Origin of the sequence: Psychrobacter aquimaris (assembly GCF_016107525.1) — a bacterium.
Taxonomy (GTDB): domain Bacteria; phylum Pseudomonadota; class Gammaproteobacteria; order Pseudomonadales; family Moraxellaceae; genus Psychrobacter; species Psychrobacter aquimaris.
Genome location: NZ_JABASR010000001.1, coordinates 421,285 through 437,692 on the forward strand (window position 1 = coordinate 421,285; position 16,408 = coordinate 437,692).

The 16,408-nt window shown below is 45.7% G+C and carries 18 protein-coding genes; all 18 read left to right on the top strand.

The features are described 5' to 3' along the window. Nucleotides 1-24: 24 nt before the first annotated feature. Complete coding sequence (locus JFC10_RS01930) at nt 25-2,358, top strand: phage tail tip lysozyme (RefSeq protein ID WP_198331413.1); 2,334 nt, start codon at nt 25-27, stop codon at nt 2,356-2,358. Beyond that, nucleotides 2,315-2,665 carry a hypothetical protein gene (locus JFC10_RS01935; protein WP_198331414.1) on the top strand — a complete coding sequence of 117 codons (351 nt, stop codon included), beginning with the start codon at nt 2,315-2,317 and terminating at the stop codon, nt 2,663-2,665. The genes JFC10_RS01930 and JFC10_RS01935 overlap by 44 nt, the downstream gene beginning before the upstream one ends. Nucleotides 2,666-2,739: 74 nt before the next feature. After that, nucleotides 2,740-3,882, top strand: a complete 1,143-nt coding sequence (locus JFC10_RS01940; RefSeq protein WP_198331415.1) for a restriction endonuclease — start codon at nt 2,740-2,742, stop codon at nt 3,880-3,882. Nucleotides 3,883-4,029: 147 nt separating this feature from the next. Then, nucleotides 4,030-4,959 carry a hypothetical protein gene (locus JFC10_RS01945; RefSeq protein ID WP_198331416.1) on the top strand — a complete coding sequence of 310 codons (930 nt, stop codon included), beginning with the start codon at nt 4,030-4,032 and terminating at the stop codon, nt 4,957-4,959. Nucleotides 4,960-4,968: 9 nt separating this feature from the next. Next, nucleotides 4,969-5,862 (top strand): hypothetical protein, encoded by an 894-nt coding sequence (locus JFC10_RS01950; RefSeq protein ID WP_198331417.1) that lies wholly within the window; start codon nt 4,969-4,971, stop codon nt 5,860-5,862. Beyond that, nucleotides 5,862-6,416: a hypothetical protein gene (locus tag JFC10_RS01955; protein ID WP_198331418.1), complete on the top strand. Its 555-nt coding sequence runs from the start codon at nt 5,862-5,864 to the stop codon at nt 6,414-6,416. The genes JFC10_RS01950 and JFC10_RS01955 overlap by 1 nt, the downstream gene beginning before the upstream one ends. 8 nt (nt 6,417-6,424) lie before the next feature. Beyond that, nucleotides 6,425-7,975 (top strand): hypothetical protein, encoded by a 1,551-nt coding sequence (locus JFC10_RS01960; RefSeq protein ID WP_198331419.1) that lies wholly within the window; start codon nt 6,425-6,427, stop codon nt 7,973-7,975. 90 nt (nt 7,976-8,065) lie between these two features. Further along, nucleotides 8,066-9,259 carry a phage tail-collar fiber domain-containing protein gene (locus JFC10_RS01965; RefSeq protein ID WP_198331420.1) on the top strand — a complete coding sequence of 398 codons (1,194 nt, stop codon included), beginning with the start codon at nt 8,066-8,068 and terminating at the stop codon, nt 9,257-9,259. An 8-nt stretch (nt 9,260-9,267) separates the two neighbouring features. Next, complete coding sequence (locus JFC10_RS01970) at nt 9,268-9,558, top strand: hypothetical protein (protein ID WP_198331421.1); 291 nt, start codon at nt 9,268-9,270, stop codon at nt 9,556-9,558. Then, entirely contained in the window at nt 9,551-10,741 is a 1,191-nt protein-coding gene (locus JFC10_RS01975) for a hypothetical protein (protein ID WP_198331422.1), read from the top strand. Before JFC10_RS01970 ends, JFC10_RS01975 begins: the two co-directional genes overlap by 8 nt. After that, entirely contained in the window at nt 10,738-11,304 is a 567-nt protein-coding gene (locus JFC10_RS01980; RefSeq protein WP_198331423.1) for a hypothetical protein, read from the top strand. The genes JFC10_RS01975 and JFC10_RS01980 overlap by 4 nt, the downstream gene beginning before the upstream one ends. Before the next feature lie 53 nt (nt 11,305-11,357). Next, the gene (locus JFC10_RS01985; protein WP_198331424.1) at nt 11,358-11,786 is read left to right on the top strand and encodes a hypothetical protein; all 429 of its coding nucleotides are present in this window, start codon (nt 11,358-11,360) and stop codon (nt 11,784-11,786) included. Nucleotides 11,787-11,797: 11 nt separating this feature from the next. Further along, on the top strand, nt 11,798-12,106 hold the full coding sequence (locus JFC10_RS01990; RefSeq protein ID WP_198331425.1) for a hypothetical protein: 309 nt from the start codon (nt 11,798-11,800) through the stop codon (nt 12,104-12,106). A gap of 190 nt (nt 12,107-12,296) precedes the next feature. Next, complete coding sequence (locus tag JFC10_RS01995; RefSeq protein WP_198331426.1) at nt 12,297-14,111, top strand: hypothetical protein; 1,815 nt, start codon at nt 12,297-12,299, stop codon at nt 14,109-14,111. Nucleotides 14,112-14,218: 107 nt separating this feature from the next. Continuing rightward, on the top strand, nt 14,219-15,034 hold the full coding sequence (locus JFC10_RS02000; protein WP_198331427.1) for a hypothetical protein: 816 nt from the start codon (nt 14,219-14,221) through the stop codon (nt 15,032-15,034). An 85-nt stretch (nt 15,035-15,119) separates the two neighbouring features. Beyond that, nucleotides 15,120-15,398, top strand: coding sequence for a hypothetical protein (locus tag JFC10_RS02005; protein WP_198331428.1), 279 nt, complete (start codon nt 15,120-15,122; stop codon nt 15,396-15,398). 101 nt (nt 15,399-15,499) lie between these two features. Then, on the top strand, nt 15,500-15,928 hold the full coding sequence (locus tag JFC10_RS02010) for a hypothetical protein (RefSeq protein ID WP_198331429.1): 429 nt from the start codon (nt 15,500-15,502) through the stop codon (nt 15,926-15,928). An 80-nt stretch (nt 15,929-16,008) separates the two neighbouring features. Then, entirely contained in the window at nt 16,009-16,386 is a 378-nt protein-coding gene (locus JFC10_RS02015) for a hypothetical protein (protein WP_198331430.1), read from the top strand. Nucleotides 16,387-16,408: the final 22 nt, after the last annotated feature.

A 16,408-nucleotide genomic window follows, 5' to 3' on the forward strand; every position in this document is an offset into this window, starting at 1 on the left:
TAAACGCATATAAGGCACTCAATTATGACTACCCTAAATTACGATGCTAACGGCTTTATCGTTGGCATTAATCGCATGAAGGACGGGATTGATAACGTCCATGATGATACGCAAGAGATCATTCAGATACTCAAGAGCCAAAACCAAATTGGCAACACACGAATGCGAGAGCTTACCCGCGCAGTCAAATCCGCAAACTATCGTAGCGAATCACAAGCCAGCGCAAGCATAAGTCGCACGCGCTCAAGCTCGCTCGATAGACGCCCGCGTATATCCTCTTCAGCTAGTACCGATGGCACCAATAACCGTAATAGCAATAGATCATCTAGCGGTTCAGCTAGTCGCTCAACGATTAGCCGTGCCAGCTCAAGCGCAGCTGATCGTGGTAGCAATTCATCCGGCTCAAGTAATCGCAGTACAAGCTCAAGCAACAACTCACCCGATAATGCTCGACGTGAGCGTGATGCCAATGGGCGCTTTATATCGGATGGTAGTAATAGCAAAAGAGGTTTTGGCTTGCCTGGTGGTGGTATGGGCGGCCTTAGTAATGATGTTAGCGGCATGGACCCGATGCTTGATAGTATTAGAGAGGCTAAAGAGCTGCTATCTCCTATCGGACGCGCTGGCAAGCTTGCCGGACGCGGTGCTAAGTTCAGTTGGTCAAAGTTTAAGTCAATGAAGCGACGCGAGCCATTGTCTAATGATGAGACGCGGCACAATCGTGAGAATGAAAAGCTACTCGATAAGATATGGAAGGCGATTAAAAAGCAAGGCGGCGGTGCTGGTGGTGGCTTGCTTGATGGGTTGCTCGGTGCTGGTGGTGGTCGTAACAGACGTAACAGACGCAGGGGTCGAGGCGGTCTATTTAGAAGGGGATTGGGATTTTTAGGTAAAAAGTTACCCTATATTGGCGCAGCAGTGGGGGCGGGTGCGCTTGCCATGGATTGGGGTGGTCTCAATCATAAAGAGAAATCCGCTGGTGTTGGTGGCTTAGCAGGTACGACCGCAGGTATGGCGGCAGGTGGTGCGGCTGGCGCGACCATTGGTTCTATTGTGCCAGTTGTTGGTACTGTTGTCGGCGGTCTTATTGGCGCAGGTATTGGCGGCTGGATTGGTAGTGGCGCAGGTGAGGCTTTAGGAGCGGCAGCATCCCCTTATATTGAGGATTGGACGAAAGCTATTACCGCTTATAACTTACCTAAGAAAATGAGTGATACGTGGAATAACGGGATTAAGCCGTTCTTTAGTCGCATGGAAAACGCCGCTAACAACTTTTACGAAAGCTCATTATCCGCAGTCTCCGCAGCTATTGATAATGTCGGGAATTTCTTAACAGGCGGCGCCGATGGTGTTACGTCTGCAAATGCTGGTGCGAACGGTGCCAGTGCTGCTGTATTGTCAGAAAAGCAGAATAAAAACCAAATGATGGTTTATGAGTCATTCAGAAACGCTGGCTTGTCAGATGCTCAGGCACGCGCAATGACGGCCGAGGTTGGACGTGAGAACAGCTATCAAGATAAATACTTGTTTGGCGGCCATAGCGACCCTGCTAACAACGAATACAATCTAGGCATGTTTTCATGGCAGAAAGAGCGCGGCAAGAAGCTATACAAGCACTTAGAATCAAAAGGTATGATTAAGAACGGCAAAATAATGCAGTCGCAAGAGGCGCTGGACGAGCAGGCGAAATTTGCAGTAAATGAAATTAATACTAATCCTTCCTACAAGCGAACCAAAGATCAGTTTTTAAAAAACCCTAATGTAGATTACAACGAAGCCAACGAAGTTTTAGGTAAAAATTACATACGCTGGCGCTATACTGATCCTAAGTATGCAAAACATCATCAGTATCGAGATCAATACAAGGCGCTTATTGATAAACAGCTTAAGCCTATTGAAGACACTACTGTAGTGGATGAAGTTACAGACAAGGTGGCAAAAACAGCTAAAAAGGTTGTTACTCAAAAACAGCCAGCCAGCAAAGAGGCTAATAAATCGCTGGCAGGTAAGGCTAAAAACAATAGCAGTGCGCTGGGTGTAAGTATGGGCAGTATGGTTCCTGAAAAGACCAAAAAGGCGAATATTGCTAATAGCAGCTTTAGCGAAAATAAGCCTATGATTTTCAACTCAAGCACGCCCGCTGGCAGCAATACAGGCTATGCACCTGCTAACATGCCAGCCTCGCCTATCCTTAAAATACCCGCCGCGCCTAAGATCAAAGAGCGTCTTGACAGCGGCGGTAGCAATAAACCTGTTATATTGCAATCAAGCAATGATACAATTAATCAAAATTTGTCGGATAGGGGGTTAGCGCATGCAGTTACAGGCGGGTTTGGTCAAGATCGTTATTGGGGTTAGTTTGTCATTGAGCTTATTCACGCCAGCGCTGGCAAGTGATGACTACAACTGTATGCAGTTAATGTATGAGCATGGGTTGGCTACTTCAGCGCAGCTATATTGTGGATATGAAGATTACAGTGAGGCTGTAATTAGTAAAGCCAGTCAATGTATGGCACTCGCAGAAGATCATGGGGAGTCAGATCGATTGAAAGAAACTTTAAAAGAAGGGTTGGCTGATTTTCAGGCAGAGTATGAAAATGCCAGTAATAAAAAAGAGATATGTAGTGTGTTTGCCGATCAGTTTCCACTATTTGTAAGACCGTAAAAATATAAGTTTATGAAGAAGGGCTTGCGTTTAAGGCGCAGCCCTATTTTTTTAACTAAAATTAAGAGAGTCCAATGAAAGGTTCTTCAGATATGCCACCTTTTGGTGACATCCTCAACGCGGGTATTCAGGCAGTTAAGCAATTATGCAATCGAACCAACGGTATTACTCCTAAAGCTTTTGATAAGAAGGTAGAAGAAATTACGGGAATTACAGGCGAGCATTTAAAAATATCTTTTGTGAATCCTGAGTTTCCTATACATGCAGACGATGAAGATGAGGACATGGTTGATTCTTGTTATGCGTATTTAACCGAGATAATGCTATCTTGCCTAGTGGCAATAGGCGCGATAAAAAGTGAGGTTTTCAATATTGAAGCGAATCTAGGGCAGTCTTCTATTCACCTTATCCCCTTCAATAGCAGGATTACGCCTGAAAATTTAATACAGATAGATCCCTTTGGTAAGATTTATTTTTGGCTGGCAGGCGATAATTTTGCAAATTACCGACACTCTGATGTTTCTTCTAATACATACCAGTCGAACCTAGGTAGATTCGATTCTAAGAGCTTCCGAGTCTTGCGCGAGGTTAATAAAGCTGCTTATGGGGAAAAAGGCGACCCTTTAATTAATCATTTAATTAGCGAAACGATGCGCCGTACTTCTGTATTTATGAACAACTATGCCAATGTAATTGCAGCGAACGACCATGTAAAAGTGACGCCAAAAATGATACTGGATGAGGTTTTTCATTTAACCCCATTACAGTTTGAGCATCTTTGTTTGAGTGTGGTTGAGGCCTCGTTAAAGCGAGAGGATCCAAATGCCATTTTCAGCGCAAAGCATACAGGACAGAGTAATGACGGTGGTATAGACGGTATTATCACGCAAGACTGTGGCGCTGATGATATTCATACTTATTATATCCAAGCTAAGCAGTACAGCGAAGGTAATAATATATCAAACAGAGAACTGCGCAATTTCGTTGGTGGTTTTACACCTGATACTAAGTATCATCATGGTATATTTATTACTACAAGTGATTTTACCAAGCCAGCACTGGATTATGCTCAAAACCTAAATAGCCATAGTTTAATTTTAATTGATCAGATGGCTTTATTGGATTTGATGCTAGAGCATGAAATAGGTTTAGAGAAAGTACAGACAGAAACGTTAGTTATGAATAAGTCGTTCTTTAAAAAATTACGAAAGCATTAATATGTAATAGCGCTTTCCTATATCTCTAACTAACGGTTGTTAGTTATGCGCTGGCAAGAATACAGCGCTAGGAACACCCCAGCCAGCACCCCAGCAAAGCCCCTTAAACTAAGTATATTAACTATGCTTACTTAAGGGGCTTTTTTCATGGCTAAGAAAACAAAACTGATTACTTATAACTTGAGTGATCGTGGTCGCTCAAAAGATATCGGTACAGACAGATCAGACGTAAGCGTTCAGTCGATGGTTGATAACATCAACTCAAGCCGCACACAAGAGCTGGTCAATAGCGGTGATATGTACGGCTACTACGGCCATGAGTTGCGTGGACGTTTTGGCATGAATCCGCCAGACGTTTGGGTAAACCCTAATACTAATGAAACGATCCGCATTGAACCGGCCATTCGTACTATCAAGTTATCGGCTGACAATAGCGGCAACGTATCAACACAGCATGAATTTTTAGACACCGATAGTGGTAAATACTCAGAGCGCCTATATGCAAACAAAGTAGGCGGCTTTAGTAGCGCGGTCATGCGTAAGCGAGGCGCAGGCGGGTTATATGATGTCACAGGGTTTTACGGTTACGACTTTGTAAGACAGCCAAACTACAACACCAATCGCGGTGACGGACTGTTTGACGCACTATTCATCGAGCAAGAGGACGGTGAATTTGCGTTTGATAGTGTGACCGGCATTACCCCGCAACAAAGCATGATTAAGTCAGCACTAGAGACAGCCATCATGCACCAATATGACAGTATCTTAACGGCTATCCAGTCAGACGCCATGATTAATCATTACCAAAACGAGGTGGTCGCCGCTCAAGAAGAGGCGATTAATCGCGAGGTGCGCCTAAACAAACTACGTGTTAAACGTGCCAGCCGCAAAGAAGCAATATTTGACACCCTTATTTGCCCATCGGTGCCGTTTAGCGAGATTACCGCCCAATGGGATAGCTTTAACAACCAAGGTACCTCTGATCGTGATTTACGCACCACTGAGAGCGCGAAAAAAACGCACTTGGATAGCGAGCGTAAAAAAGAGCGTGTCTTTTTATTTGGTCACAATCGCTAAGGGGCTGGCATGAGCAATAACAGACTGCTATCACCCCTTGAGTCTATGCAAATGGCGTGGGGCTTAGTATTGCGTGATTTTAGACAATGGTGCTCACCGTCCGGACAACAATCTATCCGTGACTGGAAAACGCGGCGAATAGAGGGCGCTATCATCGTCTCAAAGACTGAGATGGTTGATGACGCTGAAGCGATGCTCAAGGCGGTACAGCAAAATGAGAATGCTAAGGCGATGGGGGATACCACTAATAGCGGCACGTCTGTCTACTTGCCTATCATGGTCACAGCGATTAGCGCTATCGAGTCACCACCTGAGCGTGACATTGTGCAGCCTAATGCCAACTGGATCAATGTCATCGTGCCAGCAGACCCATTGCAGCGAGTGGTGCAACTTCGTACCGCTGCTATCGCTTATCGCTGTCAGGTCGCCTTTTTTGCACCCAATCCTCACGCTGCGTCATCCATTGCTAAGCAGTTTGTGAACTACTGGACGCACGAAGGTAAGCGTAGTTTTGATTTGGTTTATGAGCTTGGCTTTGCTGGCACGTTTGTCATCAAGGATAACTGGAATTTTAAAGTGGTCGAAAACACGCTTTATCCTGACAAGATCGATGTGGGTATTAAAAACATTCATGGTGCGACTGTGGATTGCGTAGTGGTAGGGCTTGAGCCAAACGTGGTCGGTTTAGGCCATCCTGACGATGATATTACTGATACGGGCGAACCAGACGGTAGTATTCCGCCAGGCTTACCACCAGTTGACGGTGGGCGTGATCCTGCTGATGAGTTAAATGGTGTTGTTATCGAGGCTGACGTGATTGATCGTGAGCATGACCGCCATACTCGAGTAAATGCCGATCCTAATACGGGTGTTATTACTCAGACTGATATTAAGGATTTGTGATGACCAGCAAGCCAGCCAAACCCATCAATCCCAACCTAGTCACTATTGATGCGCGAGCCGCAAGCTATGACGGTGAGCCAGTACGCATACTTGCTGTCACCTCTGCTGATAGCGGCAAGATATTAGTCGCTAAGCAAGATACATGGCGTGATCAACCAAAGGCTAAAGAGAACACGATTGTCGTCACTGATACGCCTAACTTGTTTGGTCATTGGGGGATGGCGTTCAATGAGAAGGAGCAAATGAGTACGGTCATGAGTGCTTACAAGGCAGCTAATGCAGCAGGTCTTCTAAGTATTGATGATTCGCTGGCACGTTTTGATCCAAAAAATGTGATTCAGACTCGCAAGTTTGATGAGCGTGGCCGCGCGCTCGACTTTGACAGTATGGGTATGAATAACGGTCATATCGCGGTATTACTTGCTATTTGGGCCGCAGGGCAAGCACACGGCGGCTATGTGATAACGCGCCAACCTAGCGACGATGATAATGATGATCAAGATGATCAAGATGATGACGATAGCGAGTTTGAAATGATGCCGTTTAGCATCTAAGGTCTAACGTGATAGAAAATCTTTACGAGTTGCCTGAGTGGGCCGAGGTTTGCAAGCGCTATCGCTACAACATAACACGCTTTGCCGTTGAAGCATTGGGCATGACTTATGCCAACAATCAAGGCGTAACCCCGCAACAACAGACGCTATTTCAATCAATAGTCGTACCCGGTAGCCGCACCACGGTAGCGTCTGGTCATGGTACGGGAAAATCAAGGTCGGCTGGCATTGTGGCCTTATGGCATCTACTCTTCTACCCTGAGTCGGTCATGCTGTTTACTGCCCCGCAAATCGGACAGCTGAGAACGGTCGTTTGGAAAGAGATTAATATCTGTTTGCAGCGGCTCAAGAACAACCCATCTTTGGGCTGGCTTGCTGATTTCGTGGTGGTATTGGCTGAAAAAATCTACATTAAAAACTTTAAAGATACTTGGTTTGTGTTCGCCAAAACTGCGCCTAAACACTCACCAACCAATATCGCTGGTCAACATGGCGATTACTACATGGTATGGGGTGATGAAGCTGCTGGTATTGATGACGAGGTAATGGAAGTCGTCATCGGTGCATTGACGCACGAGAATAACCGCGCTGTACTCACAAGCCAGCCTGCCACCAGTACCGGCTTTTTCTACGATACGCACCATACGTTAAGCCGCACCAGTGGCGGCATATGGACCAATCTTGTATTCAATGGCGAAGAGTCGCCGCTAGTTAGCAAAACAAAACTTGTCGAAGCATTGTACCAGTACGGTAGCCGCGACCATCCTGGTTATCTGATCCGCATACGTGGACTATTCCCTGAATTAAAGGGCAAATATCTACTGACTCGCACTGAGATCAGTAACATGCTTGCACGTAAGCCGGTGGTGACTGAGGATGGCGAGTACGGTTATATCGTCACAGTCGATGTCGGCGGTGACGTTGGCCGAGATCATAGCGTTATCACAGTGATGAAAGTCGTTGATAAGGATTATAACGGCCGCATTGAGCGCCATGTGCATGTGGTTGATATACCGCTGTTTAGCAATAGGGCAAACATCAATGAGCTAAAAGCGCAAATATACAGCGTTATGGCTGAGTATGCAGGCGCAACATTGGTTATTGATCCAATGGGCGCTGGCATGGGGCTATGCCAGTTACTCAAGTCCGAGGGCTTGTACTTTGAAACGGTCAACTGGGGAGTACCTTGCTTTAACAATAATTTAAAGGCGCTTTACTTCAACAAACGTGCTCACGCCTATGTATCGATGGCAAAATCCGTTGAGCGCGGTATCTTTAGTGTGAGTGACAAGGTTCGTAGTCAGCATCAAATGGTTAAGGATATGGAAACGCAAATGAGCCGCTTGCCGTACTTCTTTGATGAGCGTTCACGCTGGGGACTTATGAGTAAAAAAGATATGGCAAAAGAGGGTATAACCTCGCCCGATTTAGCCGATACCTTCGCTTTTGGCTTTATGGAGCGGATAAGCTACTCACCAGTTAATAAGGCGGAATTTGTCGGTAGTGTCAAAGATAAAGAGCAGTGGGAAGACTTAAACGAGCTTGCGGCTATGCTTTAGCTAGGGTTAGCTACTTGGAACACCGCCCACCATACTTGCCAGCACACGCTACACTAATAATTATTACTATACTGATTATTGGATCAAACAATGCCCCAACCTATTATTTTCACCATTACTGAGGCAGGCAAGCAAGCCGCCCTCAACGCTAATGCAGACTCCGCACAGCTTAAGATCAACTTAACACAAGTTGCAGTCGGTACGGCGCAGCACTTGGCAACAGGTAATGAAACCGCATTAACGAGTGAGGTTAAGCGCGGCAGCATCGTGTCGGGTGATATTGAGGTGGTTAGTAATACCTTGCGCTTCACCACCTCAATGAGTGGCGACACCAAGACAGATGTTTATGAAGTTGGCTTGTTCACTGATGACGGCGTTTTATTTGCGTTGGCAGGATCAAACACTACTCCCTTATTTAGCTTGCACCCTGATATTACTTTTGTGATTGGTTTTGGGTTGTCCTTGCAAGATGTGGCAGCCGATAGCGTCACCGTCAGCACTGACCCAAACGGCGCGTTATCAGTGGTCATTATGGAGCAGCATTTAGCGGCACCAAACCCTCATCCACAATACGCCAAAGCCAGTGATATTCAAGATCATATCGATGATCCGGATGCCCACGAGCAGTATTTAAAAACATCGGACTTTGTAGATGATCATTTAAACCATGTAGACCCGCATGATCAATATGTGCTTGATGTAGAGCATGATCAGGATATGGATGATATCGCACAAGAGCAAGCGCTCATAAATCAATGGCAAAACGATCATTTGTCTATCTTAAATCCAGACGATAGCGTTCCAAACCCTCATCCGCAATACGTTCTTAAATCAATGTTTAATCAAGCAATTGCCGCTTTAAATCAGAGAATCAATGAATTAGCGGAAACCGCTGGCGTGGGTGCGGTTCTAGGCCGTATTGATGTTACGTTCACAGGTGAGACGAACGGTTACAGTCAGGTTAACAGCACCATAGCGCGGGTTAACTTTACGCTTAGCACGTCTGGTAGTTTTAATCTGGTTCGTTCAGGTGCGTTTGCTAATACGTTTATTAGCGACTTTGAGTGCCAGCCAGCCAGCACTAGCCGCCGTTTAGAGTTGAATTATCCTGCAGGTTACGATCCGCTAGAGCATGAGGTCAGAAGTAATAATACGTCTATTGCCGAGAAAGTGGACGGCACGGGTATAACTTTTTATGTTCCATATACAAGTGACACTGATGTTGACGGTGCGAAAAAATACACTGTTAACGCTACTTATTACTTTGAGATCGTTAAGATATAAGGGGCGTTATGAAAAATATCTATCTAAACGCTGTCCGCACTCACGTTGACTTACTGGTACGCCGTGCGCGTACCGATAAGTTGATTGTGTGGGATATAGGCACCGATGAAATCCATGATCCAACGCTCATAGCTTACCGTGCTTATGGCAATCGTGATGATGCTGATGTTGTAATGCTATGCGCTGGCACGAATAGAATAGGTGAGGCGCTACCGAATAAACGCATCTACTTACCACTACCTGCCAGCCTAGCGCAAATCAAGCGCACTTATGCCAGTAGTGAGGTGATGAATGGCTGATCCTGTTGATTATCTAAGTGAAGAGCGCGAGGACTCTACAAGCTGGCAGGACCGCAAAACCAATGACATGACACTCGATGAGCTTCGTGCCTGGCGTTTACGTACCGGTAAAAGCGTCGGTGAGCAGCGCAAACATGCCAGCACGCACAACAAGTACCTAAAAGAGACATTAAAAGATATTGAGGCAGGCGAGCGACTGAATAACCGTCAACTTGCCTCGCTTATCAAGTCAGCCAAAAGCCGCGCCGGTATCAGTGTCAGCGAATTACTTGAGTTCACACTAGGCGACACCAAGCGCAATAATGAGCTTAAAAAAACCATGAATGCGGCGGTGCTCGACGCTTATCTCGCCAATGTCAAAAAAGCATCAAACAAGTTCTTAGGTGGCATAACCCCAACTGATGTCATCAATCAGTCAAGGCGGGAGGATATCAACCGCGCCAATACTCAGATATTTCTAGCCAGCGTCTTTAAGCGCCAGGGCAATATCATAAAGTTTGTCACTAATGCGGGTATCGGTAGTCCAGACACGCATCACTATGTTTCAGTGCAATTACTAGACTATCCAGAGCTGCTGCTAGGTCGCACACGCGCCCCTAGCGTTGTCGATGTCAAAAAAGCGGTCATTGACGGTAAGATTAACTTTGATTGCGATTGTGGCCGTCATCGTTACTGGTACCGATACCTAGCCACTGTGGGTAAGTATAACTTTGGGGTAGATGAAAACCGTTATCCCTCGACCCGTAACCCTAAGCTGACTGGCGTGGCTTGCAAGCATACTTTGCGCGTGATGAAGCATCTTATGAGTCCTCACATGATCGCCAAGGTCAAAGGCTATGCCACAGACGATATCGCCAAGGCCAGCAATAAGATAAAGCCGCACCGTAAAACGTCTAAGCAATTAGAGCGCGAAGCGGCTAAGCAGACCGAGGCGCTAAACAATTGGAATGGTCGTCTTCACTGGTCGAAAAAGATTAAGCAAGCGGCGGTCAAGGCTGAGAAGCAGATCAAGGCTGAGCAAAAACGCGCGCAAGCCAAATCCCCTAATCAGCCGACACAAGCGGAACGTGCCAGCTACCAATACGCTCGCACGCAAGTCGGTAAAAAAGGCGTGCCGGATAACTTTAAACAGATATATCAAACTGAGATCAACACCTATCAAGGTAAGTGGGGCACTAAATGAGTTTAAGAATAGAGAATACGCTAGTTGCTAATGGTCAGGCGCTCACCAATCGTATCATTACTTTGCGTAGTCAATCGGTGATCCCTGTCTTCGCTTTTAGGCGTGTGGTGCTACCGGTTAATGCAGGTGATGACAGCCGTGATTTCGTCACCTGGTCAGGACTGGGTACGGTGAGTGATAATGATGAGCACGCTATCGACTATGAGCCGCTAGGTCATGCAATGGTATTAATACTTGATAGTTTGGGCGGCGCGTTTCATGACGGCGGTATGTTTGTTACCTCTGAAGAGATGTCGTCAATGGCACTCGTTGAGCCATATGATATTTTACTAGAAGGTGATGACCGTATTAAACTAAAGCCGGACTGGACGCCTGAGAAGGGCGATTTATTCTGCTTTATGCTTAACAACCACAAGGAATATCATGAGGTTACTGGTATAATGGGACAGTCGATGCTGGCAAGTCATGGTAAAAAGTATGCCCTGTCTCAGCGCTTTGATCTTAACTATCTTGATGCGTTTAATGAGGAAAGTGTTGTTGATGTGGGAGTTCCTTATAAGTAACAATATTGTTTATAATAATTTTGTTAAAAAATTAAGGTTAAGGATAATTGACCATGATTAACTACATTGAAGTTGGTAAGCTGGTTCCCGCTAATAAAAAAATCACAAAGCATAAGTGTTGGGGTGTGTTTGATACGTTGTGGGATGAAGTACAGCGCAATTATGCCGATAGAGAGGACTTGGCAGGTTTTAGCAAAAACGACTGGCGCAGCGCTTATGATCGCGCCTTACATTTTGACGGCTTGGACAGTTTCGTTATAAGCACGCCAAGCCTTGTGGTGCTGGACGTGATCGTCAATAATTTTTTACTGGGCTATTGTCATCATGAATGGGTTAAGCATTGTAACCGCGCAGGGTATTTAATGGCCGCGCCAGCCATGTTTAAACCTAACAATATTCCGACACGCGTAAACTTTAAAGACGGTAAAGGCTGGCAAGCGCTTAGAGGTGTGGTTAGATTTACGCCACCAACTATGAATTAATGGAGTGATGTATGACTAATCGCCAGCAAAAAGAGTTGGATTTTAAGCAGTTGCATATCGATTTTATGGATGCCTTAGATAAGGCTGATCGTTGGAAGTACATGAAACAAGTCGACCCTAGTGTACAGCCTAATGTATGGCAAGAGTGTTTAGGTGTGGCGCTCGACAAACTAAATGGCATAAAAGCTCCGACGCATCGCGGTTTCTCGGCTATTCATTTTCGTAACGAGATAGATTTGTGCAGAATGTTTTTACTAGGTCGAGAGTCTTATTTGAATAAGCAAGGTGAAACTATGCTAAATAAGCCTGAGTTTAGATAACTAGCATCTCATAAAAGTCTTATTCTGAATGACAAGACTTTTAGTCTCTCAGAAACAACCATCAAGCCAGCCTAGCCGCTGGCTTTTTGCTGTATGGAACACCCCTAAATGAGCCGTTTGGCTAGGCATTACTATAAACATATCAGTTATCTGTAATCACCTGACCAATCAACCGTATAGGATTATCCCCATGCAAGAGAAACAAGCACGAGAGTTAAACGATGCCGCCCATAAAGAAGTGCAAGCCACACGCGGTATCATGCATATCTTTACCAACAAAGCGAATGCGGGTCAAGAAGTCGCCGCGTTTGACTCTATGTTAGCTCAGAATGAACACTCTGATCGCAGCGTAGGCTTTAGCAAATTGCCTTCTTCTATGCAGCGTATGCTCAGCCACCCTGTTATCAAAGAACATCCTGAAGCGGTGTTTGATGGTATCTCTGAGGGTATTATTGAATATAAGCGCCGTAACGGTGGCGAAGAGCCGTCCGCTTATGTTGTTGCAGCCGCACTAGCAGCCGCTGCCATGCCGTTTGGCGGCGCTCAGCAATACGATTCAACAGTAGAGCCTACGTTTGACAGCTTATCCCTTGGTCATCATGAGCCGCTATCAGTCGTGCCAGCGGCTACTCAGGTGGTTATCACTTATGGTATCGCTAACAGCTTGCCGCTTGTGTCTATGCTGCCAAACCCTATGGGTTCAAATGAGCTACCTATCGTATTCGGTACGGCGGTCGCTGGCATGGACATGGGCGTCATGCGCGAAGGTGACGCAATGGACGGCGATAAAGCCGGTATGCCATACACTGAAAACCGTCATATCCTAACGATGGATAAAGGCGCAACTGGTGCGTTTAGTTTAACCTCGCATGTGGCCTACACTGCCAACGTTAAAGCAGATAGTACGACTCAGTTTATTGTTGATACGTCATCTAAAAAAGCCCCATTTCTAGGCGGGCGTGTTTCTATCTTCGTTAAAGGCATTAAGATTGCTAGCGATGAAAGCCGTAACCATCCAACCAATAAAGGCGTCAGTACCCTACAGCCTATCGATAAGATTGATGTTGGTACCGATACTTATATCATAACAAGCGCTACCGCTGATCTTGATACTCATGAGATCAACGTACAGTTTGATATTGTCGCAGGTAGCGAGCCTGACGCCGGTGACGTGACCGTTGAGATTTTCTTCGACTATGAGCGTAAAGCGAATGGCATACAGATTTTAACTGAACCATCAATCGATATGGAATTTGGTCATCGTTCAATCTACGCTTTCCCTAACCGTTCGCGTTCAGTTGCCACTATTGACGCAATCACGCAGCTGATGAATGAGCTTGGATTATCTTGGTTCGGTGCTGTGCAGACTATCGCCATGCAAAAGCAATATTTTGAGCAGACAGGCCGCTTGCTTCGTACTGCTATCAATATGTGCTTAGCCAATCAAGATCCTGAAACTGGTCGTGTGGTGACGTTTAACTTCACTAAAGGCGGTGTATCACCGACTAATATCGCTGATGCGTTTGCTAACATCAATATCACGCTTGGTATGGCACGTACTCGCTTATCAACAGCAATTAACCTGGCAGTTGGTGGTTATGATCTGTATGTCTCAGATCGCGGGCAAGCTTTCTTTTCAGGTTTAAGCGGTGAAAACTACGAGCCGACCGGTGAGAGCGCAGGCGATCAAACCAGTATCTATCGCATAGGTAAACTCAAGACTAGCGGTGCTAACGTCTACTACGTGCCTAAGTCTATGGGCGTGTTTAATGAGACAGGCGCATCTACCACCGCGCACGCTTTGCTAGTGCCACGCGCAATCAGCCCAGCACAAGCACCATTTGTCGGTATGGTAGCCGTACCACCTATGGTCATGACCTCTAACGGCAATGCCTATGAGAAAGATGTGGCTATCTATAGCCGTACTGCTGCTGAGACGAACCCAATCCCTCGTTTCGCAAACCAATTCATGCTTATCGAGATGATTAACTTGCCAGCGCTTTAAGTCGCTAGTAAGCAGTAAAACGGTATAGCCACTAAAGCCTTGCTGTCAATAAGTGGCAGTAAGGCTTTTTTCAATCTTATATTTGACCAAAACTAAGGATTATCCAAATGACAGACGTGAAGCAATTACCTGAAAACCTTGAGCAGCTTGAGCAGCTAACAGAGTTCAAGCGTGTATATAAGAAAAACACCGTTGAACAACTGGAAGACCTATTGACCGAGGCCGAGGTGGATTACCTAAGTGCTGATAATAAGTCAGAGCTAGTATGGCGCTTGCTAGACCACCGAGACTTTGATTTTGAAGCAGCGATTGCTCTTGAGTCAACACCAACCGAAGAGTCAGCAGACGAACAGCCAGTGCCAGATGATGAGCCAGTTGAGCCGACCGTTGAACCAGCACCAGCCGATGAACAGGTTGATGAGTCAGTAGTAGCAGACGATAAGGTGGACACCAATGAAGATGTACAAACGATTCAAGATGATACTAGCGATGGGGATAGCGCTCAGGTCGATGGTGAAGCAAACGCCAATACCGGCACCGATAGTGCAAGCACGGACGACAGCGAAAAGCCTAATGAGGTGGTTGACACTACCGACAATGATGCGCCGTCAGATATTGGTAACATCGATGACGCTAGCGCAAACGAAATTGAACAGTCAGCAAAAGCACCAGATCAACCAACCACCGATAGCTCAGCATCCGACAACAAAGCGTTTATTGAAGCGCCCGTAAGCGAAGCTGAGTTTGTAGAAGTTAAGAACAAAGGCAGTTTTAATATGCTAGAACCTGCTACTAGCACGCTGGTTAAGGCTGGCAAGACCACTAAGATTTACATTAAGGGCTATGCGACTAAAGATCAGGTGCTACGCAATATCGCCCAATACAACCAGACGCGCGGTGACAAGCTAACTGTTACTAACTAACCCAAATGGGCAGACATAGGCTTACTGGGTGACTGCAACTAAGGCGCAGTTGCTCAAGGCCAATTAAAACTATCAAGGAATCATCATGATTGAGAGCAATATTTTAGGCGCAGCGGTTGGTATTCAAAACCAAGGCGTTATAGATAAAAGCGAGGGCACAGCATTGCCTTCTACCGTTAATGGCGTGATCGCTGGCAAGTTCAGACGTGGGCGCATGGATAAGGCGTTTGTTGTCACTCGTGATAATTACAAGTCACTACTAGGGCATGACCCATCTAATCCTAGCTATCAAGCGGTTGAGGATGTGTTTAACCGTGGCGTGAGTCAGATTGAGATTCGGAGAGTAGGTAGTTCGGGAAAGTAACAGCGCCTCAAGTAGGTGGAGCTATTGCTGATTTTGACTTCGCTGTGATTAGATATAAATGGTTAGCTTCAGCAGGAAAAGATTTAGATGTAAGGGTTTCTATGAAGAAGCCCGATAGACAGGATTACGTTGTAGGTTGGAAAAGGCTTGATACAGATAATGGGTACTTGATATGGAATGGCGACAATCAGGCTGATGGAGTCGAGGCAATACTTGTTGATCTAAACAAGTTGGCGACTGACTACACCGATCAAGAAAATGTGGAAGTGATTTTGAGCGCATTTTGGTACGGCTCTGTTGGCGGAGGGGATGTAACTATTGAGTTTACAAGCTACAAAGGAGGCGTTATGAATAAGTCGGGATTTGACTTTACTAATAGTGGTGGCGCTCTGGTTGATAGAAAGATTTTAGGTGTCAATACCAAGAAAGAAAAAGGCGCAGATGCTTCTGACGATAATGGCGAGCACCTTGCTACATTGGCCTTCAACTTAAACACCAAATCAGGCTTCTTATCCAAAACGGTTAAGTAGCTTTATTACCGAAATGTATTAAAATCCATAAAAAACCTTGTGCTGCTGCTTGTAGTGCAAGGTTTTTACTAGGGGTCGTTATGATTGAGAGTGATGTTTTAGGTGCGGCTGCTGGCGTGCAAAATCAAGCTGGCAGCAATAATTTGAATAGCAATGTTATGCCAGCACTGGTTTGTAGTGTGGTTATTGGTTGCTTTAAACGTGGGCGCATGGATAAGGCGTTCAAGGTCACCGCTGATACCTACAAAGCCCTACTGGGAGATGACCCGTTTAATCCTAGTTACACAGTGATTGATGACGCTTTTATCGCCGGTGCAAGTGAGATTATGATTATGCGTGTAGGCAGCCTAGTAAGCGCAGCGCCTCCTATCACCCCAGAAGTACCTAGCAATAAACCCGCTAGCGTCATAATTTCGGGTACGATATGTAGTGGCATAATAAAATTGGACAGCTGCTAAGAGGTTATACTAACCCAAAGAA

Coding starts and splice junctions, on each gene's coding strand:
- JFC10_RS01930 (WP_198331413.1), top strand. CDS start 25: ATGACTACCCTAAATTACGATGCTAACGGCTTTATCGTTGGCATTAAT.
- JFC10_RS01935 (WP_198331414.1), top strand. CDS start 2,315: ATGCAGTTACAGGCGGGTTTGGTCAAGATCGTTATTGGGGTTAGTTTG.
- JFC10_RS01940 (WP_198331415.1), top strand. CDS start 2,740: ATGAAAGGTTCTTCAGATATGCCACCTTTTGGTGACATCCTCAACGCG.
- JFC10_RS01945 (WP_198331416.1), top strand. CDS start 4,030: ATGGCTAAGAAAACAAAACTGATTACTTATAACTTGAGTGATCGTGGT.
- JFC10_RS01950 (WP_198331417.1), top strand. CDS start 4,969: ATGAGCAATAACAGACTGCTATCACCCCTTGAGTCTATGCAAATGGCG.
- JFC10_RS01955 (WP_198331418.1), top strand. CDS start 5,862: ATGACCAGCAAGCCAGCCAAACCCATCAATCCCAACCTAGTCACTATT.
- JFC10_RS01965 (WP_198331420.1), top strand. CDS start 8,066: ATGCCCCAACCTATTATTTTCACCATTACTGAGGCAGGCAAGCAAGCC.
- JFC10_RS01970 (WP_198331421.1), top strand. CDS start 9,268: ATGAAAAATATCTATCTAAACGCTGTCCGCACTCACGTTGACTTACTG.
- JFC10_RS01975 (WP_198331422.1), top strand. CDS start 9,551: ATGGCTGATCCTGTTGATTATCTAAGTGAAGAGCGCGAGGACTCTACA.
- JFC10_RS01980 (WP_198331423.1), top strand. CDS start 10,738: ATGAGTTTAAGAATAGAGAATACGCTAGTTGCTAATGGTCAGGCGCTC.
- JFC10_RS01985 (WP_198331424.1), top strand. CDS start 11,358: ATGATTAACTACATTGAAGTTGGTAAGCTGGTTCCCGCTAATAAAAAA.
- JFC10_RS01990 (WP_198331425.1), top strand. CDS start 11,798: ATGACTAATCGCCAGCAAAAAGAGTTGGATTTTAAGCAGTTGCATATC.
- JFC10_RS01995 (WP_198331426.1), top strand. CDS start 12,297: ATGCAAGAGAAACAAGCACGAGAGTTAAACGATGCCGCCCATAAAGAA.
- JFC10_RS02000 (WP_198331427.1), top strand. CDS start 14,219: ATGACAGACGTGAAGCAATTACCTGAAAACCTTGAGCAGCTTGAGCAG.
- JFC10_RS02005 (WP_198331428.1), top strand. CDS start 15,120: ATGATTGAGAGCAATATTTTAGGCGCAGCGGTTGGTATTCAAAACCAA.
- JFC10_RS02010 (WP_198331429.1), top strand. CDS start 15,500: ATGAAGAAGCCCGATAGACAGGATTACGTTGTAGGTTGGAAAAGGCTT.
- JFC10_RS02015 (WP_198331430.1), top strand. CDS start 16,009: ATGATTGAGAGTGATGTTTTAGGTGCGGCTGCTGGCGTGCAAAATCAA.